We start from the raw sequence: 22,063 nt of genomic DNA on the forward strand, positions 1-22,063 counted from the left end.
TAGCCTTGTGAACGAAAAACCGCCGGTTGGCGGTTTTTCTGTTTCTAACGCTGCGCTAACCCACTTTGACTGAAGGCAATCCACTGGTTACTGAGCGAATGCTATGAATTTTTTGCGTACCTCTTGGTTTATCTCCTACAGTAAATAACGAACGTCTGGCGGCTGTCTGAACCGTTGAGAAGTTGACGCTGTGTTAACCGTATCTGCTTTCATCGCATGGTTGGAGTCAAGGGCGAGAGGCAGGCTTTCATAAGGAAGTTTCACGATGAGCTATATTCCCTCTGAATTGAAGTTTACCAATACCCATGAGTGGGTCCGTCCGGAAGGTGATGGAGTCTATACCGTTGGCATAACCGATCATGCCCAGTCGATGCTCGGCGATATGGTGTTTGTTGAGCTGCCTGAAGTGGATTCGGAGACAGAAGCCGGAGAAGACTGCGCGGTGGCTGAGTCGGTCAAGGCGGCTTCCGATATCTATGCGCCGCTGACGGGCTATGTTGTGGCGGTTAATGAAGAGCTGGAGAGTTCACCGGAGCTGGTCAACAGCGATCCGTACGGGGACGGCTGGTTGTTTCAGATCAAGGTCGAAGATGACAGCGAATTTGCCGATCTGCTGGACGCTGACAATTACCTGGATCTGGTGGATGATTCCGAATAACTGAGAAAGCCCGGCCGGGCTTTCTCAAGGATCGATCTGTGGATGATCGATCGGCGCATCATCCTTCGCGGCGAACAATCACTCGGTGCTTTAGGAAGTGCGGTCTTTCATACGTTTAATCTCCTGATTCACTTCATTGACGGTCTGGAAGTGGCGTTGTTGGGCTTTGACCGGCACCAGAAGGATGCCGTTGTTAAATTCATAGCCCCCGCGACCGTCGATGTAGATCCTTCCACTAAATAAACGGCTAACGTGTTTTGCTATCAGTTTGGGCACGTAGCGTTTGAACATGCGCATAAAAGCCAACCTTGTCTGCTTTGTGAATCCGTGTTTGAACGGCGCTGATTATATAAGATCGGCTATGAAACTTTTGTGACACTTACAGCATAATAATAATGTTAAATTGGTCATTACGGAGTAATTTTTTGCGCTACTGCGATCAGGTCAGAATAATATTCTGGTCGGTTGGCCGCGGTGCTCTGGGCGCGATCTTTGGGGGAGTGAATGACTCCGCTGAAAAATATGCATTATTTTCCGGATTTTTATGAGCTTAGCGGCGTTTGTGCAAGCGAGGTGCATGATCTGTTGTGGTTTAACCGGGCTGCACTTGTCCGGTATTTTAGTCGTAAATTGTAAAGTTCAGGTCAGGAAATAGCATCTTGTGCTATATCGGTGGGCTGGTCTGAGTTGTCGGCTTTTTGCTGGGTTTTCATGAGCCAGATCAATACAGGTTATTGGCATATGCCAATAATAAAGGCTGTGAATGATGACGGAGTCCCAATGCCAAGACCTCAGAAGCCCCGCCGGATCGGTTGTCGCCCGGCTTATGACTGCTTTAAACCCAATGGCGTGCCGGTGGCTCGCCTAGAGACACTGGTGCTGGCCGCAGATGAGCTTGAAGCGCTCAAACTGGTGGATCAGCAAGGGCAGCAGCAACAGGCCGCCGCCGCGGAAATGGGGATTTCCCGCCAGACCCTGGGCAACATTCTTGCCCGGGCCCGGCACAAAGTCGCTTCGGCTCTGGTCAATGGCATGGCAATCGTGCTGGCTCCGCCCCATGAGAAGGAATAACCGATGACAGTCGCCATTGCAGTCACCGCCCACCAGACCGTGGCCAACCATTTCGGCAAGGCCGCCGCTTTTCTTATTGTCGACCCGCAGGGAACCCCGCTTGCCCGGGTGGAAAATGCCGATGGACGCCAGCCGGGTTGCCGGCATAAAAAACAATTGCAGCAGGCACTGCTGGCGTATGGCGTCACCACCCTGATACTCGGCAATATCGGTCAGCGTTCGCTGGGACGGTTGCTCCGGGCGGGGCTGGCCGTGTACCGGGTGCCTGCCCGGACGCTGGTTTCAGCGGCGCTGGCCGCGGAAACTCCGAAAGAAGCCTTAACGGATCCGGCACAGGGGCGCGCTTGTTCGCGGGAAAAAGGCAGTTGTGGTTGCGGTTGCGGCAAGCCGAAACCGCCGACAGCCGCTAAAATTGGGGTACGGGGGGCGAACGCAACGGCAGGGCTGATCCGCTTGGGAGGCTGGAAATGATGACTTATGTGCTGAGCGTGTTGATTTTTCTTGTGGTGATCGGTGCGATGGCGATTGGTTGGATCGTGAAAAAGAAAACCATCCGGGGGAGTTGCGGCGGCCTGGCCAATGTCGGGATAGAAAAAGCCTGTGACTGCAAGTCGACGTGCGATCGCCATGGGCTGCATCAGATCCAGGAGCCGGGTCAACACGACGCGAAGAGATCCTGAGCGCGCGTGTTTAGGACGGCATACCTTGCTTCGCCTGCTCACCGGGATCTTGCCCGCGCAGGCCGTGGACACGGGCCGTGACCGTTTGTTGGATACACTGCCGCAGCCAGATCAGGCGGGGGTGATTGGCATTGCGTTTTTGCCAGATCAGGTTGATATCAAAGTCCGGAATGCTCACCGGCGGTGGGCATTGGGTGAGCTGATCGTCAAAGATCGCGATCCGGGCCATCAGGGTGGAAACCACGCACAGCAGGTTGCGCCCGGTCAGCAGATGGCGGATGGTCAGAAAGTTTCCGGAGCCGACGGCAATGTGGCGCGAGAGTCCCTGCGCCCGGAGTTGCTGATCGACAGCGCTCGCCAGTTGCCCGTCAGGCGTTACCAGCGCCTGGGGCGTTTTAATATATCGCGCCAGATCGATGGGCGCGCGCAGGCCGGTCGCCTGACTGTCAAACAGGCAGACATGATCCTCGGTATAGAGATACTGGCTGTCGAGTTCCCGGGGGAGCTGGGTCATGGATCCGATCACCAGGTGAATATCGTGATCGTCCATCATCGCCTGATAATTATGGCGGTCCACCTTGTAGAAGCTTAACTGGCACTGCGGCGCCTGGCTGAGAATGGCATCAAACAGCGCCGGGGCGAACAGCAGCTCGGCGTAGTCGGTCAGCCCGAGGCGAATGGTGCCCTGGTAGTTCTCGGGGCTGAACGCTTTGGGTTGTAGGATCTCGGTGGTGATCAGCCCCAGAACCTGTTCAATGATCGGCGCCAGCTCTCTGGCTTTGTCTGTGGCGACCATGTGGTGTCCGCGGCGCTCGAACAACGGATCGTTGATCAGCGTCCGTAGCCGGGACAGATTATGGCTCATCGCCGACTGGCCGATCGACAGCTTGTCTGCGGCTTTGGTGACACTGCCGGTCTCCATCAGGGCGGCAAAGGCAATGAGCAGGTTCAGATCGACCCCGCGCCAGTTAATCGTGTCCACATCGTCTCCTAGCGGCAGATATCCGCGAACAGCGGATCACACAACAGCAGAAGATCTTCCATACTGAGTTCGATCCCTGCCATGCGATCCCCGCTGCTGATGTTGACGATCGCGTACTGCAGGATCGTGTGGTCAAAAATGATCGGCATCGGCGTTTTCAGGCCAATCGGCGCCACCGTGCCGATCCGCAGGCCGGTCACGTCCTCGACATCGCGGGCGTCGGCACAGGTCATCCGGCGACACCCGAGCAGGGCGCGGACTTTTTTCGGATCAACCTGCGCCGGTCCCGGTACGCAGGCCAGCACATGAAAGCCGCTCATATCCCGCAGCAAAATCGATTTGACCATCTGCTCCGGCGCCACCCCGCGCTCGCGGGCGGCTTCGTCGATGGTTTTGGCCGGTTTGCTGTGGGGCAGAAGCCGGTAGTCGACGCCTTCCTGCTCCAACAGGAATGTCACAGGGGTTTGCATCTCGGGCTGCCTGTTACTTGTCTTCGTCCAGTGCGTACGGCAGCGGCAGCTTGTGCCAGATCGCTTCGTGTCCGGCAAGGCGGAACTGGCTGTCCTCATCCAGATCGTTCGGCAGGCCGACCAGGGCAATCGCCCGGCCATCGGCAAACTGGTAACCGGCGATGATGGTGCCGCCTTTGCGCCAGTTGTCGCCGACACTGCGCTCCAGCGCGTCCCCGGCCTGCGGGCACTGCTCGGCCGGGCCGCTGACGATATACATCGCACGCTTGTTGATCCCCCGATACTTGGCGCGGGCGACGGTTTCCTGGCCGGTATAGCAGCCTTTGGTAAAGCTGATCGCATCCAACGCCTGCAGGTTCATCGCCTGCGGGATGAACTCCAGCGCTGTGGCGTCATCGACCCGTGGGATCGCCTGGCGGATATCGTACAGATCCCACAGTGTGCTGTCGGACAGCACGGCATTCGCAGCCAGTTGACCGGCAACGGTTTCAGCGTGCTCTGGGCTGAGGATCAGCAGCCAGCGCTCGGCATCAATCTTCACCACGGTGCCGCCTTCGATTGCTCGTACCTCGCCTTCGCCGCCGAAGACCTGGTCGATGGTGGCGCCGGCATCGATGCCGGTCAGTCCCAGCAGGATCGCGTCACTTTGTTCGATATCCACCTTGGAGAACACGGCATATTTCTTCAGCTCCGGCAGTTGGGTCGCCATCACGCTGCGGCGCTGGAAGAACCCGTAGCCGTCGCGGTGGTGGAACAGGCGAAAGATGGTGCGCATTTTTCCTTTGGCGTCACAGTGGGCACCGAGGGTGGATTGATCTTGGGCCAGTGAAACCACGTCACAGGTGACCTGGCCGTGCAGGTAAGATTTTTTGTCGTCGCCCACCAGGGTGATCAGGCCCCAGTCGGCGAGGTCGACCAGCGCCAGCGCCGGCGGGGTATCTTGTTCAGTTAAGGCAATCTTGTTGAAGTTCAGAACATTTGACCAGGTGCTCATAGGATTTCCATGATGTGCGGTAACTTGCCCGGACTCAGCCTCTCGGGTGAGCGGCACGTTACTGTGGATGAATTTCGATATTACCTGCTATGTTAAATCGCGCGCGCCAGTTTGTCAGCCCAAATACTTGATTCATCGAATCAGGTATTCGCCCTACCGGTCAGTGGCGTCCGTCAGGAGACGGTGGCCGGCCGCTCTTGGTCGTTTCAGCGGGTAAAAATGCGGCGCCCCGGCGGATGCTGCGGGCATAAACCGGCGCTAGCTCTCATCTTGATGTTTTGCTCGGGCACGTCCGTAGGCGCGCCCGGTTGCGGCTGATAAGATTGTGGCCACTGGAGTCAAGGCAAGCGCGATTGGCTGTGCCCGGTATTGCGCCGCGGGCCTGCGCGTTTGAGGTTAGTACATTGAGGTTGATATGTTGAGTGCAGAAGAAAAAGCACGCGTGAAATGGGCATGCCGTCGCGGGATGCTGGAGTTGGATGTCATTATCATGCCGTTTTTCGAAGAATGCTTTGATGAGCTGAACGCGCAGGAGCAGCAGGACTTTATTTCGCTGTTGCGTTGCGATGATCCGGATCTCTTCACCTGGGTGATGTCGCACGGCCGTAGTGACAACCCTGCCCACGCCGCGATGGTGGATCGCATTGTCGCGCACAACAACAGCAAACTTCGCTGATTTTGCGGTTTATCCTTCCCGGCTGTCCGTTGCCGCACTGACGATTTTCTATCTTGGTGCGGCAGGCGGCCTGCTGCTGGCCTGGGGCCGCGGCGCGCTCCCTGTTCCGCTTTTCCTGATTGGTTGCGAGCTGCTATGGCTGGAGTGGATCGGCCGGTATCACGCCGTTTATCGTCACCAGGGGCGTCTGATCCTGAAAGCGCCGGATCGTCTTTTCTGGCAGCAACGCTGGTGGTCCCTCAGCCGTATCAAAGTCCATACCCGGTATCTGATGCTGATCGAGTTGCGCCAGGCGACCCGGCGGCGCTGGTTGCTGATCTGTCATGATGCCTGTGACGTGTCCGGTTATCGGGCCTTGTCGCTGCTATGCCATCACTTGAATAGAATAAAATAAACATCGTCTTTGCTGTTGCGGTTTAAAAGAATTAAATGTGATGTATATTCAGTATTTTATCTCTCATATGGCCGCTGAAGCGCGTTAATGTAACGCTCTTTTCCTAAAGTTTTTCGCTCATCGAACGATATCAAACTCAGATCTTTACCCCCTTGATTGTCAGGTGACAGCCCATGCCTAGGGTGCTCTGTTAGGCAGGAAGTAGTGGAAATGAAAATCAAACATAAGTTAATCGGATTAACCGTTTTGGCCGTTACGGCGTTGGTGGCCGTGTTGGGCATGAGCCAGCTGGCCAACAAACGGGTGATGATGATTAATGACTCAGCCGCCATGGTGGCGCAGCTGGAAGTCACTTTGCTGAATCTGCGTCGCAATGAAAAAGACTTTCTGATGCGGATGGACGTGAAATATCAGAAAAAATTCCAGGATAATTATCAGCGTTTCCAAACGCAGCTCACGACGCTGAAACAGGACCTGCACAGCCTGTCGATCGAGATCCCGAGTCTGGCGACGTTGCCGGGGGTCATGAACAATTATCAACAGGGGATGATGGCTTTGATCCAGGGCTATCAGCAGTTGGGGCTGACTCCGGCCGACGGGCTGAACGGTCGATTCCTGGCGGCATCTGAACACTTGATCCATGCGGCGAGCGAGCAGCAGCAGGACGTCCTGGCTGTCTTCAGCCTGGATGAAGCGGCGAAGCTGTTTATGATCACCGGCGAGCAAGCGTATCTGGATGCGTATCAGGTGGCGCAGACCCGCTATGCGGCACAGTTGCAGGCTGATTTCAGTGCTTTGTTCAGCCAGTTTGAGCAGACCTTTTCCCAGATCATCGCCCAGAAAAAGACCATTGGCCAGACCCATAACCTGGGGCTGCGCGGCGAGATCCGTAACCAGTCTCACCAGGTGGAGGCGGTGTTCGGCGAGTTGGTGGAGCAGCTCGAAGCCCAGGTGGCGGCAGAATACCGGTTGGTTAATCAGTTGATCGTGTTGGCGGTGCTGGTGGTCGTGGCGCTGCTGGTCGGTATTTCCTGGGTGATCAGCCAGTCGATCCAGCGTCGGGTGAAAAACCTGAGTCAGTTGATGGCGGCGATCGCGGAGAGCCACGATCTGACCCGCACGGCGGATCAGGAAGGCAACGATGAGCTGGCCGAAGTCGCCTCGAATTTCAACGGCCTGTTGGCGAGTCTGCGCTACCTGGTCGGGAACGTGCAGACGGCGGTCAACGAGCTCGGGGCCGCGTCGTCTCAGTTGCAGCACCGCAGCCAGGAATCGGAAGCGGCGATGGAGCAACAGTTGAGCGAGACGGACTCCGTGGCCACGGCCGTGACGGAGATGGGCGTGACGATTCGGGAAATTGCCTCAAATACCGAAAGCGCGGCCGGCAATGCTGAGCAGGGCTATCAGGGCGCGGAAGCCGGACTGAACGAGGTGAGTGCCACCAAAGAGCGGATCCGGACGTTGTCTGAAGGGCTGGCGCACACCGGCGAGGAAGTCTCCAGTTTGTCGAGCCTGTCCGGGAATATCGGCTCGGTGCTGGATGTGATCAAAGAGATCGCGGAGCAGACCAACCTGCTGGCGCTGAATGCGGCGATTGAAGCGGCGCGTGCCGGCGAGCAGGGCCGGGGATTTGCCGTGGTGGCCGATGAAGTGCGCTCTCTGGCACTGCGGACTCGTCAGTCGACTGAGGAAATCAGCACCATTATTGCCTCGCTGCAGGAGCAGACGGCCCAGGTGGTGAGCCACATTGGTCGCTGTCAGGCGCAGGGGGAGGAAAGTGTGATTCAGGCCAACAGTGCCGAGGCGAAAATCAACCAGATCATGGCCGATATGCAGCTGATCATGGATACCAGTACCCAGATTGCGGCGGCGGTTGAGCAGCAAAGCCTGGTGTCGGAAGAAATTGGCCGCAACATCACCTCGATCCGCGACATCACCAACCAGAACTCGGCGGTGGCGCATGAGAACGCCCAGGCGGCGAATGCCGTTGCTAGCCAGGCGGGCTCCCTGGATCAGTCGATTGCAGCTTTTAAGGTCTGAGTCAGCGTCAGACGGTCGGACAGACAAAAAAGCGAGCGGGGGATCCCGCTCGCTTTTATTTGATTGGGCGCTGTCCGGCGCTGGATGATCCGCGGGTTAGCACGGCTGATCCGGGGTCAGGATGGTCGGCTTGAGCGTATCGAGCTGCTCCGGGTAATCCAGGGTATAGTGCAGCCCGCGGCTTTCCTTGCGCTCCAGGGCGCAGCGGACAATCAGCTCGGCCACTTGCAGCAGGTTCCGCAGCTCCAGCAGGTTGTTGGAGACCCGGAAATTGCCGTAGTACTCGTTGACCTCTTCCTGAAGCAACTGGATCCGGCGCATGGCGCGCTCCAGACGCTTGGTGGTGCGCACGATGCCGACGTAGTCCCACATAAACAGCCGCAATTCATGCCAGTTATGCTGGATCACCACTTCTTCATCGGAATTGCTGACTTGGCTTTCATCCCAGTGCGGCAGGCTGTCGGGTAGGCTGATCTGATCCAGTTTGCTCGTGATACTTTCGGCAGCGGCCCAGGCATAGACCACGCACTCAAGCAATGAGTTGGAAGCCATCCGGTTGGCGCCGTGCAGGCCGGTATAGCTGACTTCGCCAATGGCATACAGTCCGTCGAGATCGGTTCGGCCTTGTTGATCGACGATCACCCCGCCACAGGTATAGTGGGCGGCCGGGACAATCGGGATCGGCTCTTGGGTGATATCAATACCGTAAGTCAGCAATTTTTCATGGATCATCGGGAAGTGCTTTTGGATGAAGTCCGCCGGCTTGTGGCTGATATCCAGGTACATGCAATCCGCCCCGAGGCGCTTCATTTCATAGTCGATGGCCCGGGCAACCACATCCCGCGGCGCCAGCTCGGCCCGCTCGTCAAAATCCGGCATAAAGCGGCTGCCGTCCGGGCGGCGCAGATAGGCGCCTTCACCTCGCAGGGCTTCGGTCAGCAGGAAGTTCCGCGCTTCCGGATGGAACAGGCAGGTTGGGTGGAACTGGTTAAATTCCAGGTTGGCCACCCGGCAGCCTGCCCGCCAGGCCATCGCGATACCGTCGCCGGAAGAGACATCGGGGTTGGAGGTGTACTGATACACTTTGGAAGCGCCGCCGGTGGCCAGCACCACAAACTTGGCGCGCACGGTTTCGACCACTTCCTGGTTGCGGTTCCAGATATAGGCGCCTAGTACCCGGTTGGGTTGATGGGTGTTGCCCAGTTTCTGGTTGGTGATCAGGTCCAGGGCATTGTGTCGCTCCAGCACCTCAATATTGGGGTGGTTGTGGACATTGTCCTGGAGTGTGTTCTGAACGGCCATCCCGGTCGCATCAGCAGCATGCAGGATCCGGCGGTGGCTGTGGCCGCCTTCGCGGGTCAGGTGGTAGCGCGGGGCCTCGTCGCTGTCGCTTTCTTCGCGATCAAACGGCACCCCGCCGTCGATTAGCCACTGCACGCAATCCTTGGCATTCTCGGCGATAAAACGCACCACGGCTTCATCGCATAGGTCAGCCCCGGCAATTTGGGTGTCCTGGACATGGGATTCAACACTGTCTGACTCGTCAAAGACAGCGGCAATCCCGCCCTGGGCGTAGTAAGTTGCCCCTTCGCTGCTCGGCCCTTTGCTCAGGACGATGACTTTCCCTAATGGCGCCAATCGCAGTGCCAGCGACAGCCCGGCAGCGCCGCTGCCGATGACCAGCACATCGCACTGATGTTCACGGTTCTCGTTCATATCAATATCATATCCCTGTGGTAGTGGCGCTATGGTAGCAAAATCCGTCTCATTTGTTCATTTTTGACGGCGGGTTAACCACTTCATCGCTTGACGAGATATAATCGTCCGTTAACCTAATTGCAATACCGTTTTCTTAACAATCAGAATTCGTGCAGGGTGAGCCAGAAATAATAACGATGCGCGGGAACTTTGCCTGGTGCATTGAGTCTGAATAAGTGCTCATGCTCATTAATTTCATAGATGCTTGTTTTGTCGGGCTGAAACCAGAAGCCAGGCAAAATGCCGTTGGCATCGCGCGTCGGTGGAGACTTGCGGCAGGTGCAGGAAATCACGAGTGAATGACAGATATAGGAGTACACGCTCGAATGAGCGAGCAGCAAACTGATCAGGTCCTAGTAGAGCGGGTACAGCGAGGAGACAAGCAGGCATTTAACCTGTTAGTTGCGAAATACCAGAACAAAGTTTGTAGTCTGGTGGCTCGGTATGTCAGTAACTCCGGTGATGTGCCGGATGTTGCGCAGGAAGCTTTTATCAAAGCTTACCGGGCGTTGCCGACGTTTCGCGGCGAAAGTGCGTTTTATACCTGGTTGTACCGGATTGCCGTGAACACGGCGAAAAATTACCTGGTGGCTCAGGGGCGGCGTCCCCCGGCATCGGATGTCGATGCGGAAGAGGCCGAATATTTTGAAAGCGGCAATGCGCTGAAAGAAATATCGAACCCTGAGAACCAAATGTTGTCTGACGAATTGAAGCGGGTTGTTTTCAGTACCATTGAAGCGTTACCGGATGATCTGAAGACAGCAATTACCTTGCGCGAGCTGGAAGGGCTAAGCTATGAGGAAATTGCTGAGGTGATGGGTTGTCCTGTCGGTACAGTGCGATCGCGTATTTTCCGTGCACGAGAGGCCGTTGAAAAACGAATTCGTCCTCTGATGCAGCGTTAATTGTTAAGCCAAACGGTGAACAAACATGGCTGATAAGCAAAAGATTTCGGCATTATTAGATGGTGAGGCGCTCGACCAGAGCATCGTGAATGCACTGGCCGTTGATGAGGAAAGCCAGCAAACCTGGCAGCGCTACAGCCTGATTGGGGATGTCATGCGCGGCGAAGCACCACAGAATCCGGACTGGGATATTACCGCCCGGGTTGCCATGGCGCTGGAGCAAGAGCCGGTACACAACGGCCCGGTTGACGTCGAGCCTGCACCCGTGGTGCATCTGGCCAGTGTGCGCGAGCAACACGCGTCTGCCCCGCAACAAGCGCAGCCGACCCCGCAACAGGCCAAGCGGACTTTGCCGGCCTGGCTGAGCCAACTGGGTCAGGTGGCGGTGGCCGCCAGTGTCTCCCTGGCTGTGATTGTCGGGGTGCAGCAGTATAATGGCGGTGACGAGACCCTGGTGGTTTCAGCCGAAGAGTCCCAGGTCCCGGTGTTACAGACCATTCCTTTTGCCGGTGTTGCCGAACCTGTTAGTCTGACCCGGGATTCCATCCGAAGTAGTAATCATCATGCCGCGCCGAGTGAAGCGCAGGTGATGGAACAGCGTCGTCGGATCAATGCCATGCTTCAGGACTATGAGCTCCAGCTGCGTTTAAATGCTGAAGATGGCAGTATTGACAGAACTTTGCTTGAACAAAATTAATCTGGCGGATAAATGAGAAAAATTCTGGTCGGTGCATTGACACTGGTCAGCCTGTTGATGCCATGGCAAGCCTCTGCTGAAGAGTCCACTCCTTCGGCCGAGGCTTTGTTACATCAAATGGACGAGGCTAGCCGCGCGCTCAGCTACGAGCTGTCGTACATACTCATCAAGAAAAACAGTATCGAACCGTTGCGATATCGCCACAGCTATGAAGATGGTGAGACATTTGCGCATCTGGTTTACCTGAGCGGTCCGCCGCGGGAAGTGATTCAGCGGGGTAACGAAGTGAGCTACTTCGAACCGGGGCTGGATCCGTTCACCATTCATAGCAACAAGATGGTGGCGCCGCTGCCGCCAATTATGCAAACGGACATCACGGCGCTGGCGAAGTATTACGACTTTATCTCTATGGGGCGGGCCCGGGAAGCCGGAGTGGGCTGCGATGTGGTGCGGGTTGCGCCGAAAGACGGTGCCCGATATTCCTACCTGTTGTGGGTCGATACCCGCAGCAAGCTGGTGATGCGGGCGGACCTGCTCGATCGCGACGGCGAGCCGCTGGAGCAGTACCGCGCAGTCTCCTATGTGGTGAACCCGAAGGTCGGGGAAGTGCTGCAGAGTCTGAAAACCGTTGAGCTGCCGGCAGTGGTTCAACTGCCGCCCCAGCCACAGGTTGAGCTGGGCTGGCAGGTGAAATGGCTGCCGCAGGGGTTCGAGACCGTCTCGCATAACCGTCATCGCCTGATGATGACCGAGCGCCCGGTCGAGAGCAAAATGTTCAGCGACGGCCTGTTCAGTTTCTCGATCTATGTCGCCTCGGCCGATCAATTTACCGTTCGTGAGCAACTGGTGCGCCAGGGGCGCCGGACGTTGCACAGTTACCTGGCGAAAGGCAAAGAAGTGACGGTGGTCGGGGATATTCCACCGGCTACCGCCCGTCGGGTTGCCGAGTCCGTCGCGTTTCAAACGGCCAAAGGCGAGCAGCCATGATGCGCTCACTGGCGACCGTGGTCGCGGTTGCGCCCGGTCAGGTGACGGTGAGTTGCCAGCAGGAAACCAGCTGCGGGCATTGCGCCTCCCGGGATAGTTGCGGTACCGGTATTGTCAGCAAGGCGGTGCCGGGGCGCAGCCATCAGATTGACATTGCTACCCGTGAGTCCGTCGTAGTCGGTGATATCGTGGAAATCGGCCTGCCTGAGCAAAGCATGCTCAATTCGGCCCTCTTGGTCTATGTGCTGCCTCTGCTATGCTTGATCCTGGGCGCCGCGTTCGGCCAGTGGTGGTTTGTTGATCTGGCGGGCGGCGGAGAGCCGGCGGTGATCCTGAGCGCTGTGCTTAGTGCCGGTGCCGGGCTGCTGCTGGCGCGCCGCATGGCGAGACGTCTGGAACATCAAGCCGCCTATAAACCCAACCTGATTCGGGTGTTAGGCAGCCCGCTTGCGGCAACGCAATTGATAAATGCCGCACCGAAAGATAGCAGCTAGCGGTGAAATTGGGTAGAATCGGCCAAATTGATCTGTAGATCCCATTCATTTTTAATCACGAGTTAGTCACGCCAATTCATGAAGCACATTCGTAACTTTTCGATTATTGCACACATCGACCATGGTAAGTCGACGTTATCTGACCGCCTGATCCAAGTCTGTGGTGGCCTTTCCGACCGTGAAATGGCAGCCCAGGTGCTGGATTCCATGGACCTTGAGCGCGAGCGCGGTATCACTATCAAAGCCCAGAGCGTGACGCTCGATTACCTGGCGAAAGATGGTGAAACTTATCAGCTGAACTTTATCGACACCCCGGGACACGTCGACTTCTCGTATGAAGTTTCCCGCTCACTGGCCGCCTGTGAAGGGGCGCTGCTGGTGGTGGATGCCGGCCAGGGGGTGGAAGCCCAGACGTTGGCCAACTGCTACACAGCGATCGAAATGGATCTGGAAGTCGTGCCGATTTTGAACAAAATCGACCTGCCGGCCGCCGATCCTGACCGTGTTGCGGAAGAAATTGAAGAAATCGTCGGCATCGACGCGATGGAAGCGACTCGCTGCTCGGCCAAAACCGGTCTGGGCGTAGACGATGTGCTTGAGAATATCGTGTCGGCGATCCCAGCGCCGGAAGGCGATCCGGATGCGCCGCTGCAGGCGTTGATCATCGATTCCTGGTTCGATAACTACCTGGGCGTCGTGTCGCTGGTACGGATCAAGAACGGCGTCCTGAAGAAGAACGACAAGATCAAAGTCATGAGCACCGGCCAGACCTGGGGCGTTGACCGTCTGGGGATCTTCACGCCGAAGCAAGTTGATAAAGACGTGCTGAAAACCGGTGAAGTCGGCTGGGTGGTCTGTGGGATTAAAGACATCCTGGGCGCGCCGGTGGGCGATACCTTGACGCACGCGAAAAACGGTTGTGAAAAACCGCTGCCGGGTTTCCAGAAAGTGAAACCGCAGGTATACGCCGGTCTGTTTCCGGTCTCTTCCGATGATTACGAGAACTTCCGGGATGCGCTGGGCAAATTGAGCCTGAATGATGCGTCGCTGTTCTACGAGCCGGAAAGCTCGGCGGCACTGGGCTTTGGTTTCCGTTGTGGTTTCCTCGGCATGCTGCACATGGAAATCATTCAGGAGCGTCTGGAACGCGAATACGATCTGGACCTGATCACCACGGCACCGACGGTGGTGTACGAAGTGAAGAAAACCGACGGTACCATGATGTACGTTGACAGCCCGGCGAAACTGCCGGCGGTGAACGATATCGATGTGATTGGTGAGCCGATTGCCCGTTGTAACATTCTGGTCCCGAGTGAATACCTGGGTAACGTCATCACTTTGTGTGTCGAGAAGCGCGGCATGCAGGTCGACATGGTTTACCACGGTAACCAGGTTGCCCTGACTTACGACATCCCGATGTCCGAAGTGGTGCTGGACTTCTTCGATCGCCTGAAATCGACCTCTCGCGGTTATGCGTCTCTGGATTACAACTTCCAGCGCTACGAAGAATCCGACATGGTACGTGTGGATATCATGCTGAACGGCGACCGTGTTGATGCTCTGGCGATTATCACGCACAAAGACAATGCGCAGCACCGCGGCCGTGATCTGGTGGAGAAAATGAAAGAATTCATTCCTCGTCAGATGTTCGACATCGCGATTCAGGCGGCCATTGGCAACCATATCATTGCCCGCTCGACGGTGAAGCAGTTGCGTAAAAACGTTATCGCCAAGTGTTACGGTGGTGACGTGAGTCGTAAGAAAAAACTGCTGCAGAAACAGAAAGAAGGTAAGAAACGTATGAAGCAGATCGGCAACGTCGAACTGCCTCAGGAAGCCTTCCTGGCAATTCTGCACGTCGGTAAAGACAAGTAAGTAATGACAAAACTCATGGCTGTTGTCGGTTACCTGTGGGGATCGCTTGATCGCCGGGACCATGAGGCAAGAGTCGATGAGCAGTGCAGCAAGTTCGCTTGCTGCACTGTTACATTTATTAGGGATTAAAATGGCAAATACTTTTTCGCTCATTCTGGTGCTGGCTACGCTGGTGACCGGGATCATTTGGGTACTGGAAAAATTTCTCTGGGCGCCGAAACGTCAATTGAAGATTGAAGCCGCCGCCTTAAATGCCGGCGATCAAGTCGATGCTAAAACCCTACAAGCCGTAGCACCGCAACCGAGCTGGGTCGAGTCGACCAGTTCGCTGTTTCCGGTGATTGCGCTCATTATGGTATTTCGCTCATTTATTTATGAGCCGTTCCAGATCCCATCCGGCTCGATGATGCCGACACTGTTGGTGGGAGATTTCATCCTGGTTGAGAAATACGCCTATGGCCTGCGCGATCCGGTCTTCCGACACAAGTTGGTGGAAACCGGTGAACCAGAGCGTGGTGATATTGTGGTGTTTAAGTTCCCGCCTCAGCCGAATATTGACTACATCAAGCGAGTGGTCGGCCTGCCGGGCGATACCGTTCGTTACAGCGCCTACAAACAGCTGTGTGTGGCGCCGAAAGGCAGCAATGAGTGTACCCCGGTTCCGCTGGAGAATATGACCGACAGCGAATTTAGCCAGGGGATGACCCGCTTGGTGCAATTCAATGAGCAACTGGGCGAGCAGCAGCACAAAATCCTGATCCATCCGCTTAAGCGTGATCGGGTGCTGAACTACAAGCCGCGTCCGGGGATCAGCGAATGGGTTGTGCCGGAAGGACAATATTTCGTGATGGGTGATAATCGCGACAACAGTGCTGACAGCCGTTATTGGGGATTTGTGCCTGAAGCCAATCTGGTGGGTAAGGCGGTCGGGATCTGGATCAGCTTTGAGTTTGAACGAAGTGCTGAAAGTGTTCTTCCATCTTGGATTCCTACCGGTGTGCGCTTGAGTCGCATCGGTGGCATAAACTGATCGGGAAAAAATGACGTCTCCTGCAAATAAACTGCAGCGTAAGCTGGGTTATCAATTTAACAACACTGATCTTTTGACCTTGGCACTGACACACCGCAGTGCCAACGGAACGCACAACGAGCGCCTGGAGTTTCTGGGCGATTCGATTCTGAGTTTTGTGGTTGCCGATGATCTCTACCACCGCTTTCCGGCGGTGGACGAAGGCGATATGAGCCGGATGCGCGCAACGCTGGTGCGGGGCAAAACCCTGGCCGAGTTGGGGCGTGAGTTTGAGCTGGGCGATCACCTGCTGCTGGGACCGGGCGAGCTGAAAAGTGGCGGGTTCCGCCGTGACTCGATCCTGGCGGACTGCGTGGAAGCGATTATCGGGGCGATTTACCTCGACAGCGACATTGAAGTCGTCCGAAAAATCGTGCTGAGCTGGTATCAGTCGCGCCTGGAAACCATCAAGCCGGGGATCAATCAGAAAGATCCGAAGACCCGGCTTCAGGAGTGTCTGCAGGGGCGCCGTTTACCGCTGCCTGCATATACTGTAATTAAGGTGCACGGTGAGGCCCACAATCAGGAGTTTACCGTACAGTGCGAAGTGGCAGGCCTGGAGAAGCCTGTGATTGGTAAAGGCGGCAGTCGGCGCAAGGCAGAGCAGGCGGCAGCAGAAATTGCGCTTAAGCAGTTGGAATCATGACAGACAAAACACATTGCGGCTTTATCGCCATCGTCGGCCGACCAAATGTCGGGAAATCGACGCTGCTGAACCGTTTGGTCGGCCAGAAGTTGTCGATCACCTCGCGGAAACCTCAGACCACCCGCCACCGGATCATGGGAGTCGATACCCGTGACGGTTACCAGGCGGTGTATGTTGATACCCCGGGCCTGCACATTGAAGAAAAGCGCACCATTAACCGCCTGATGAACCGTGCGGCCAGCAGCTCGCTGACCGATGTGGAGCTGGTGCTGTTTCTGGTCGACGGCACCCTGTGGACGCCTGATGACGAGATGGTGCTGAACAAGCTGGCCAAGTCGCAGTTGCCAACCGTGCTGCTGGTCAACAAGGTCGACAACGTCAAAGAGAAGTACGATCTGTTCCCGCACCTGCAGGAATTGGCGAGCAAGATGGACTTTGTCGATGTCGTCCCGGTGTCTGCTAAACACGGGACTAATGTTGATACGGTTGAGAAGATCGTCCGCAAGCACCTGCCGGAAGGTGAGTACTACTTCCCGGAAGAGTATGTGACCGACCGTTCGCAGCGTTTCATGGCATCCGAGATCATCCGGGAGAAGCTGATGCGCTTTACCGGTGATGAACTGCCGTACTCGGTGACGGTGGAAATCGAGCGCTTTGATTACAACCCGGACACCGACGGCTTTGATATCAACGGCCTGATCCTGGTTGAGCGTCAGGGCCAGAAGAAAATGGTGATCGGCAAAGGCGGCGAGAAGATCAAAACCATTGGTCGTCAGGCACGGCTCGATATGGAAGATCTGTTCGAGCGCAAGGTCTACCTGGAGCTGTGGGTGAAAGTGAAATCCGGCTGGGCCGATGACGAACGTGCCCTGCGTAGCCTGGGTTACATCGACGATCTGTAAGGGGCACTATGGAGGGGCTACAGCGCTGTTTTGTCCTTCATACGCGTCCCTATAGCGAGACGAGCCTGATCCTGGATGTCTTCAGCGAGGACTCAGGCCGTGTCACCCTCCTTGCCAAAGGCGCGCGCCGCAAACGCTCCAACCTCAAAGGCGCGCTGCAACCTTTTACACCGCTGTTCATCAAATGGTCAGGCCGGGGCTCAATGCCGGTGCTGACTCAGGCCGAGCCGATCAGTATCGGCCTGCCGATGCGCAGCTATATCCTGTACTCCGCTATGTATGTCAATGAGATCCTGGCGCGGGTGCTGGAGCCCAATACTCCTTACCCGGTGTTGTTTCTGGATTACCTGAATGTGCTGCGTGAGCTGGCGCAGGCGGAGAATCCAGAGCCTGCACTGCGGCGCTTTGAACTGGCACTGCTGTACCATCTCGGCTATGGCATCGACTTTCTTCACTGTGCCGGTAGCGGCCTGCCGGTAGAAGATGGGATGACCTATAGCTACCGTGAGCAGCGGGGCTTTATCGCCTCGATGGTGCAGGGGCAACTGACGTTTACCGGCAATCAGCTCAAGGCCATCGCAGCCAGACATTTTGACAGTCCGGATCAGCTTCGGGCCGCAAAACGCTTTACACGGATAGCCCTGAAACCGTATCTTGGCGGCAAACCATTAAAAAGCAGGGAATTGTTTACCCTCAGAGGAAGGAGTTCCGGAAAATGAACAACATTTTACTCGGCGTGAATATCGATCATATTGCGACCTTACGGAATGCACGGGGGACGCGTTACCCGGATCCGGTCCACGCAGCAGAAGTGGCAGAGCGTGCCGGTGCCGATGGGATCACCATTCACCTGCGTGAAGATCGTCGCCATATCACTGACCGCGATGTCCGTATTTTGCGTGAAACCATCCAGACCCGAATGAACCTGGAAATGGCGGTGACCGATGAAATGGTCCAGATCGCACTGGATACCAAGCCGGAGTTTGTCTGTCTGGTGCCGGAGAAGCGTGAAGAGCTGACGACTGAAGGTGGCCTGGATGTCGCCGGGCAGTTGGAAAAAATCAAAGCCGCGACGGCAAAACTGACCGAAGCCGGGATTTTAGTATCGCTGTTTATCGATGCCGACCGTGCGCAGATCGATGCCGCCGTTGCCTGTGGCGCGCCGTACATTGAGCTGCACACCGGCCACTATGCGGATGCCCAAACGGAAGCGGAGCAGCAGGCCGAGCTGAAGAAAATTGCCGCTGCGGCCAGCTACGCTGACGATCAGGGCATCAAGGTCAATGCCGGTCACGGCCTGACTTACCACAACGTGAAGCCGATCGCCGCGCTGCCGGAGTTGTACGAGCTCAATATCGGCCACTCGATTATCGGCCGTGCCGTCTTTGACGGCCTGCACACTGCCGTGGCAGATATGAAAGCGGTGATGCTGGAAGCGCGTCGCTGATGGCGATTCTGGGGCTGGGCACCGATATCGCGGCCATCGACCGGGTGGAGAACGTGTTCTCACGCACCGGGGATACGTTTGCTGAGCGGGTGCTGGCACCGGAGGAGCTGGCGGTTTTTCACGGCCTGAAGCACAAGGCCCGCTATCTGGCCAAGCGGTTTGCGGTCAAAGAAGCGGCCTCGAAAGCGCTGGGCACTGGCATTGCCTGCGGGGTGACGTTCCATGACTTTACCGTCAGCAACGATGCCCTGGGTAAACCGGTGCTGGCGCTGTCCGGCAAGGCCGGGGAGCTGGCGGCGCAGATGGGTGTGCGGCATGTTCATCTGACCATTGCCGATGAAAAGCAATACGCGGTGGCGACGGTGATCCTCGAAAGCTGAGGCACAGCCACCGGGCCGATGGCTAACTCGGTAGATACAAAAAAGGCGAGCACACTGCTCGCCTTTTTTGTATTACTCAGTTCAAGCTAAGCCTAAGGCCGGTAGGCTTTGGAGGCCTTGACGACGTTGTTCATTTCGTCGACCAGCTCAAACAGCTCGGGTTCGAGCTCATCGGTGCTGGTCCCGGCCTTGAGCTCGGTTTCGATGGTGTGGCACAGGCTCTTGAGGCGCGGAACGCCGCTGTAGGCACAGCTGCCGTGCAGCTTGTGGATCGGCGGCCACAATTCGATATCCTTGCCGTCCAGCGCTTCGTTGACCAGCATCTCGACCTCCGGCATATAGTCAAGCAGCATTTGCAGCATGTCCCGCGCCAGTTCCTCTTTCCCCGCGGCCTGTTTCAGGGCCAGATCCCAGTCCCAGCTAATATTCTGATTGAGCGGCTCTGACTCAGGCTGGGGCGCCGGGGCGGCAGACAGCTCACCGTTTGGGACAGCATCCGTTGTCGTGTCATCTGCCCGGATCCACTTGGCAAGGATCTGCTGCAGGATATGCTCTTCAATCGGTTTGGTCAGGTAGTCATCCATCCCCGCATTGAGCAGGCGTTCGCGCTCGCCGGCCATGGCGTGGGCGGTGACCGCGATCACCGGGGTGTGGTGGTTGAGGTCGGTTTGGTGGATTTCCTGACAGGCGGTGACCCCGTCCATTTCCGGCATCTGGATATCCATAAAGATCAAATCGAAGCGTTTCTGGTGGGCATACTCGACCGCTTTGCGCCCGCCGGTGGCAGTGATCACGGTCTCGACCCGCTCGCTCAGCAGGGCTGAAATCAGCTTCAGGTTGGCCGGGTTATCATCGACCGCCATCACCGTCAGCGGCAGGATACTTTGGGCCGCGGCCGGCAGGAGTTGCGGCGCCGGCTCAGCCAGCTCGTCCGGCTCGGTGATCAGGGTCTCCAGTAGCTTGCGCTGTGCCAGCGGTTTAGGCAGGCAGGCGGAAACGCCAGCATTGAGCAGGCGCTCGGACAGGGCCAGCTCGGTGGTCGGCAGGCAGACCATCACTTTCTCGCTGTGCTGCTCGGCCTTGAATACCATATCGAGCAGGGTAGCAATCGGCGGCTGCTCGCCCGGTGCCAGACAGAGCAGGGCAAACTCATGCTGCTCGGCTTCTTCCGGCATGGTCGAGCGGTAGGTGACATGGATGCCGGCCCGGATCAGGCGTTGTTGCAGGATCGAGGCGGCCTGCATGTTCGGCTCGATCAGCAGCAGTTTCTTGCCGTTGAGCGAGGCGGTGTTGAGTGGCTGCGAGACCGGCAAGTCGGTTTTGGTCAGGCGCAGGCTGAACCAGAACGTTGAGCCCTGATGTAGGCGACTGGTCAGGCTGATCTCGCCGCCCATCTGGGTGACCAGTTTCTGGGTGATCACCAGCCCCAGCCCGGTGCCGCCGTAGCGACGGGAGATACTGGCATCGGCCTGGCTGAAGGCCTGGAACAATTGGGCCTGCTGACGCTCGGAAATCCCGATCCCGGTGTCGCGGACGATAAATTGCAGCTCGACGGTTTCATCCTTGTCGGCCTTGAGTTCGACGGACACATCGATGTTGCCGCGCTCGGTGAATTTCACCGCGTTGCCGATCAGGTTGGTTAGCACCTGCTGGATCCGCAGTGGATCGCCGATCAGCCCGGCAGGGATCCGCTCGTCGATTTTCAGCGTCAGCTCGAGGCCTTTCTCGTGGGCGCTCGGGGCCAGCAGCTTCATCACTTCATCAAGCGAGTCGGTAAAGTCGAACGGAATATTTTCCAGCAGCAGCTTGCCGGCTTCGAGCTTCGAGAAGTCGAGAATATCGTTGATGATGGTCAGCAGGTTGTTGGCGGATTTCTCGATCGTCTGCAGGTAGTCCTGTTGGCTGCTGCTGAGCCGGGTCTTGAGCATCTGGCGGGTAAAGCCGATGACGCCGTTGAGCGGGGTACGCAGCTCGTGGGACATATTGGCCAGGAACTCGGATTTCACCCGGGCCGCTTCCTGAGCCCGTTTTTTGGCGATATCCAGCTCGACGTTCTGGATCTCCAGCTGCTCCAGGGTTTCGCGCAGATCTGAAGTGGCTTGATCGATACTCTGCTGCATCTCAATGTGGTATTCCGACAGTGAGATCGCCATGGCATTGATGCCGTTTTTCAGCGTGTCGAGCTCGCCCAGCAGCTGGCCTTCAATTCGTACGTCCAGGTGGCCGCGGCGGATCCGATCAACCACGCTGACCATATGGGAGACCGGCCGGGTGACATCACGCATCAGGCGGTAGGCGAACATTGAAGCCAGCGTCAGGCCCAGCAACAGCACCATCAGGGCGGTAAAGACTTCCTGGTACTGCTGCAGGCGCAGGGCGCTGAGATCAAGTTCCAGCGCAATGTAGCCCAGTGGTTTGGCCTGCATGCCCGGGGTGGACAAGGTGCTGAATTGCCCCTCGCTGAGGATCGGCGCTCTTAAAATCAGGGCATTTTCATTGAGCCGGGTGTCGAGCAGCAGTGGGATCGGCTGGTCGTCCGGGTACATCAGGGTTTCGAAGTTGCGGTGGAAATTGGAGGTGACGAACAGCTGGTTGTCGGCATCAAACACCGCAATGCTGCGGACAATTTCCGAGTGCTTGCGGTGGGCGTAGCTGATCAGGCGCCGGACCGCTTCGCGGTTTTTGTCGGTCATGCCGTATTCGGTGGAAATCGCAAGGGGCTCGATAATACTGGCGCCGGTCGACAGCAGCTGATGTTCGAGGTCTCGGTAGCGGCTCATGGTGAAAAAAGCGCTCAGGAGCAGGCCGATAATCAGCGTCGGTGCTAATGTCAGGGTGAACACCCTGGCACGAAGTCCATATTTGGTCATGGTTCTCTTAATTACAAGAATGCGATTCTGTGGGAGAATTGTCCTCCACCTGTGGCCGTTAGCTTAAT

At 56.9% G+C, this 22,063-nt stretch carries 24 protein-coding genes; 18 read left to right on the forward strand and 6 right to left on the reverse strand.

Annotated features, from left to right (window positions below; translation table 11 throughout):
- Positions 1-274 precede the first annotated feature (274 nt).
- The gene (gene gcvH / locus NH461_RS02485) at positions 275-658 is read left to right on the forward strand and encodes a glycine cleavage system protein GcvH (RefSeq protein ID WP_315903243.1); all 384 of its coding nucleotides are present in this window, start codon (positions 275-277) and stop codon (positions 656-658) included.
- Between the two features lie 90 nt (positions 659-748).
- Here gcvH and NH461_RS02490 read toward each other — a convergent pair whose 3' ends face one another.
- Positions 749-955: a DUF1107 domain-containing protein gene (locus NH461_RS02490; protein ID WP_261601754.1), complete on the reverse strand. Its 207-nt coding sequence runs from the start codon at positions 953-955 to the stop codon at positions 749-751.
- A 483-nt stretch (positions 956-1,438) separates the two neighbouring features.
- Here NH461_RS02490 and NH461_RS02495 point away from each other — a divergent pair, with 483 nt between their 5' ends.
- The 3 genes from NH461_RS02495 to nqrM are packed head-to-tail and all read left to right on the forward strand — an operon-like array spanning position 1,439 to position 2,409.
- Positions 1,439-1,729 (forward strand): DUF134 domain-containing protein, encoded by a 291-nt coding sequence (locus NH461_RS02495; RefSeq protein WP_261601755.1) that lies wholly within the window; start codon positions 1,439-1,441, stop codon positions 1,727-1,729.
- Between the two features lie 3 nt (positions 1,730-1,732).
- Complete coding sequence (locus NH461_RS02500; protein ID WP_261601756.1) at positions 1,733-2,200, forward strand: NifB/NifX family molybdenum-iron cluster-binding protein; 468 nt, start codon at positions 1,733-1,735, stop codon at positions 2,198-2,200.
- Positions 2,200-2,409: a (Na+)-NQR maturation NqrM gene (gene nqrM / locus NH461_RS02505; RefSeq protein ID WP_261602812.1), complete on the forward strand. Its 210-nt coding sequence runs from the start codon at positions 2,200-2,202 to the stop codon at positions 2,407-2,409. Before NH461_RS02500 ends, nqrM begins: the two co-directional genes overlap by 1 nt.
- A gap of 10 nt (positions 2,410-2,419) precedes the next feature.
- Here nqrM and NH461_RS02510 read toward each other — a convergent pair whose 3' ends face one another.
- From NH461_RS02510 to ygfZ, 3 genes are read right to left on the reverse strand one after another with little or no spacing between them, the layout of a single operon-like run.
- Complete coding sequence (locus NH461_RS02510) at positions 2,420-3,391, reverse strand: LysR substrate-binding domain-containing protein (RefSeq protein WP_261601757.1); 972 nt, start codon at positions 3,389-3,391, stop codon at positions 2,420-2,422.
- A gap of 8 nt (positions 3,392-3,399) precedes the next feature.
- Positions 3,400-3,861 carry an aminoacyl-tRNA deacylase gene (locus NH461_RS02515; protein ID WP_261601758.1) on the reverse strand — a complete coding sequence of 154 codons (462 nt, stop codon included), beginning with the start codon at positions 3,859-3,861 and terminating at the stop codon, positions 3,400-3,402.
- Between the two features lie 13 nt (positions 3,862-3,874).
- Positions 3,875-4,855, reverse strand: a complete 981-nt coding sequence (ygfZ, locus tag NH461_RS02520) for a tRNA-modifying protein YgfZ (RefSeq protein WP_261601759.1) — start codon at positions 4,853-4,855, stop codon at positions 3,875-3,877.
- A gap of 415 nt (positions 4,856-5,270) precedes the next feature.
- Between ygfZ and NH461_RS02525 the strand changes: the two genes are divergently transcribed.
- The 3 genes from NH461_RS02525 to NH461_RS02535 all read left to right on the forward strand — a co-directional run bounded on the left by NH461_RS02525 (position 5,271) and on the right by NH461_RS02535 (position 7,965).
- Entirely contained in the window at positions 5,271-5,531 is a 261-nt protein-coding gene (locus NH461_RS02525; RefSeq protein WP_261601760.1) for a succinate dehydrogenase assembly factor 2, read from the forward strand.
- Positions 5,500-5,925: a protein YgfX gene (locus tag NH461_RS02530; protein WP_261601761.1), complete on the forward strand. Its 426-nt coding sequence runs from the start codon at positions 5,500-5,502 to the stop codon at positions 5,923-5,925. The genes NH461_RS02525 and NH461_RS02530 overlap by 32 nt, the downstream gene beginning before the upstream one ends.
- 210 nt (positions 5,926-6,135) lie before the next feature.
- Positions 6,136-7,965, forward strand: a complete 1,830-nt coding sequence (locus NH461_RS02535; protein ID WP_261601762.1) for a methyl-accepting chemotaxis protein — start codon at positions 6,136-6,138, stop codon at positions 7,963-7,965.
- Positions 7,966-8,061: 96 nt separating this feature from the next.
- Here NH461_RS02535 and nadB read toward each other — a convergent pair whose 3' ends face one another.
- Positions 8,062-9,681 carry an L-aspartate oxidase gene (gene nadB, locus NH461_RS02540; protein ID WP_261601763.1) on the reverse strand — a complete coding sequence of 540 codons (1,620 nt, stop codon included), beginning with the start codon at positions 9,679-9,681 and terminating at the stop codon, positions 8,062-8,064.
- Between the two features lie 368 nt (positions 9,682-10,049).
- On the opposite strand from nadB, the gene rpoE reads away from it, so the two are divergent.
- From rpoE to acpS, 11 genes are all read left to right on the forward strand, one after another.
- Positions 10,050-10,628, forward strand: coding sequence for an RNA polymerase sigma factor RpoE (gene rpoE / locus NH461_RS02545; protein WP_255389460.1), 579 nt, complete (start codon positions 10,050-10,052; stop codon positions 10,626-10,628).
- Positions 10,629-10,653: 25 nt separating this feature from the next.
- The gene (locus NH461_RS02550) at positions 10,654-11,325 is read left to right on the forward strand and encodes an RseA family anti-sigma factor (RefSeq protein WP_261601764.1); all 672 of its coding nucleotides are present in this window, start codon (positions 10,654-10,656) and stop codon (positions 11,323-11,325) included.
- 12 nt (positions 11,326-11,337) lie between these two features.
- The gene (gene rseB, locus NH461_RS02555) at positions 11,338-12,312 is read left to right on the forward strand and encodes a sigma-E factor regulatory protein RseB (protein ID WP_261601765.1); all 975 of its coding nucleotides are present in this window, start codon (positions 11,338-11,340) and stop codon (positions 12,310-12,312) included.
- Positions 12,309-12,806 (forward strand): SoxR reducing system RseC family protein, encoded by a 498-nt coding sequence (locus NH461_RS02560; RefSeq protein ID WP_261601766.1) that lies wholly within the window; start codon positions 12,309-12,311, stop codon positions 12,804-12,806. The genes rseB and NH461_RS02560 overlap by 4 nt, the downstream gene beginning before the upstream one ends.
- 78 nt (positions 12,807-12,884) lie before the next feature.
- Positions 12,885-14,681 carry a translation elongation factor 4 gene (gene lepA / locus NH461_RS02565; protein WP_261601767.1) on the forward strand — a complete coding sequence of 599 codons (1,797 nt, stop codon included), beginning with the start codon at positions 12,885-12,887 and terminating at the stop codon, positions 14,679-14,681.
- Positions 14,682-14,811: 130 nt separating this feature from the next.
- Positions 14,812-15,711 (forward strand): signal peptidase I, encoded by a 900-nt coding sequence (gene lepB, locus NH461_RS02570; protein ID WP_261601768.1) that lies wholly within the window; start codon positions 14,812-14,814, stop codon positions 15,709-15,711.
- 10 nt (positions 15,712-15,721) lie between these two features.
- The gene (gene rnc, locus NH461_RS02575; protein ID WP_261601769.1) at positions 15,722-16,396 is read left to right on the forward strand and encodes a ribonuclease III; all 675 of its coding nucleotides are present in this window, start codon (positions 15,722-15,724) and stop codon (positions 16,394-16,396) included.
- Complete coding sequence (gene era, locus NH461_RS02580; protein WP_261601770.1) at positions 16,393-17,298, forward strand: GTPase Era; 906 nt, start codon at positions 16,393-16,395, stop codon at positions 17,296-17,298. Before rnc ends, era begins: the two co-directional genes overlap by 4 nt.
- 8 nt (positions 17,299-17,306) lie before the next feature.
- Positions 17,307-18,017, forward strand: a complete 711-nt coding sequence (recO, locus tag NH461_RS02585) for a DNA repair protein RecO (protein ID WP_261601771.1) — start codon at positions 17,307-17,309, stop codon at positions 18,015-18,017.
- Positions 18,014-18,745, forward strand: a complete 732-nt coding sequence (gene pdxJ / locus NH461_RS02590) for a pyridoxine 5'-phosphate synthase (protein ID WP_261601772.1) — start codon at positions 18,014-18,016, stop codon at positions 18,743-18,745. Before recO ends, pdxJ begins: the two co-directional genes overlap by 4 nt.
- Entirely contained in the window at positions 18,745-19,125 is a 381-nt protein-coding gene (acpS, locus tag NH461_RS02595) for a holo-ACP synthase (protein WP_261601773.1), read from the forward strand. The genes pdxJ and acpS overlap by 1 nt, the downstream gene beginning before the upstream one ends.
- Before the next feature lie 92 nt (positions 19,126-19,217).
- On the opposite strand, the gene barA is transcribed toward acpS, so the two are convergent.
- Positions 19,218-21,995, reverse strand: a complete 2,778-nt coding sequence (gene barA, locus NH461_RS02600) for a two-component sensor histidine kinase BarA (protein WP_261601774.1) — start codon at positions 21,993-21,995, stop codon at positions 19,218-19,220.
- Positions 21,996-22,063: the final 68 nt, after the last annotated feature.

This window comes from Photobacterium sp. TY1-4 (genome assembly GCF_025398175.1).
In the GTDB taxonomy this organism is placed as follows: Bacteria; Pseudomonadota; Gammaproteobacteria; order Enterobacterales; family Vibrionaceae; genus Photobacterium.

Excerpts from the sequence above, each read along its gene's own strand:
- NH461_RS02490 (WP_261601754.1), bottom strand. The coding sequence starts at position 955 with ATGCGCATGTTCAAACGCTACGTGCCCAAACTGATAGCAAAACACGTT.
- NH461_RS02495 (WP_261601755.1), top strand. The coding sequence starts at position 1,439 with ATGCCAAGACCTCAGAAGCCCCGCCGGATCGGTTGTCGCCCGGCTTAT.
- NH461_RS02500 (WP_261601756.1), top strand. The coding sequence starts at position 1,733 with ATGACAGTCGCCATTGCAGTCACCGCCCACCAGACCGTGGCCAACCAT.
- nqrM (WP_261602812.1), top strand. The coding sequence starts at position 2,200 with ATGACTTATGTGCTGAGCGTGTTGATTTTTCTTGTGGTGATCGGTGCG.
- NH461_RS02515 (WP_261601758.1), bottom strand. The coding sequence starts at position 3,861 with ATGCAAACCCCTGTGACATTCCTGTTGGAGCAGGAAGGCGTCGACTAC.
- ygfZ (WP_261601759.1), bottom strand. The coding sequence starts at position 4,855 with ATGAGCACCTGGTCAAATGTTCTGAACTTCAACAAGATTGCCTTAACT.
- NH461_RS02525 (WP_261601760.1), top strand. The coding sequence starts at position 5,271 with ATGTTGAGTGCAGAAGAAAAAGCACGCGTGAAATGGGCATGCCGTCGC.
- NH461_RS02535 (WP_261601762.1), top strand. The coding sequence starts at position 6,136 with ATGAAAATCAAACATAAGTTAATCGGATTAACCGTTTTGGCCGTTACG.
- nadB (WP_261601763.1), bottom strand. The coding sequence starts at position 9,681 with ATGAACGAGAACCGTGAACATCAGTGCGATGTGCTGGTCATCGGCAGC.
- rpoE (WP_255389460.1), top strand. The coding sequence starts at position 10,050 with ATGAGCGAGCAGCAAACTGATCAGGTCCTAGTAGAGCGGGTACAGCGA.
- NH461_RS02550 (WP_261601764.1), top strand. The coding sequence starts at position 10,654 with ATGGCTGATAAGCAAAAGATTTCGGCATTATTAGATGGTGAGGCGCTC.
- rseB (WP_261601765.1), top strand. The coding sequence starts at position 11,338 with ATGAGAAAAATTCTGGTCGGTGCATTGACACTGGTCAGCCTGTTGATG.
- NH461_RS02560 (WP_261601766.1), top strand. The coding sequence starts at position 12,309 with ATGATGCGCTCACTGGCGACCGTGGTCGCGGTTGCGCCCGGTCAGGTG.
- lepA (WP_261601767.1), top strand. The coding sequence starts at position 12,885 with ATGAAGCACATTCGTAACTTTTCGATTATTGCACACATCGACCATGGT.
- lepB (WP_261601768.1), top strand. The coding sequence starts at position 14,812 with ATGGCAAATACTTTTTCGCTCATTCTGGTGCTGGCTACGCTGGTGACC.
- rnc (WP_261601769.1), top strand. The coding sequence starts at position 15,722 with ATGACGTCTCCTGCAAATAAACTGCAGCGTAAGCTGGGTTATCAATTT.
- era (WP_261601770.1), top strand. The coding sequence starts at position 16,393 with ATGACAGACAAAACACATTGCGGCTTTATCGCCATCGTCGGCCGACCA.
- recO (WP_261601771.1), top strand. The coding sequence starts at position 17,307 with ATGGAGGGGCTACAGCGCTGTTTTGTCCTTCATACGCGTCCCTATAGC.
- pdxJ (WP_261601772.1), top strand. The coding sequence starts at position 18,014 with ATGAACAACATTTTACTCGGCGTGAATATCGATCATATTGCGACCTTA.
- acpS (WP_261601773.1), top strand. The coding sequence starts at position 18,745 with ATGGCGATTCTGGGGCTGGGCACCGATATCGCGGCCATCGACCGGGTG.
- barA (WP_261601774.1), bottom strand. The coding sequence starts at position 21,995 with ATGACCAAATATGGACTTCGTGCCAGGGTGTTCACCCTGACATTAGCA.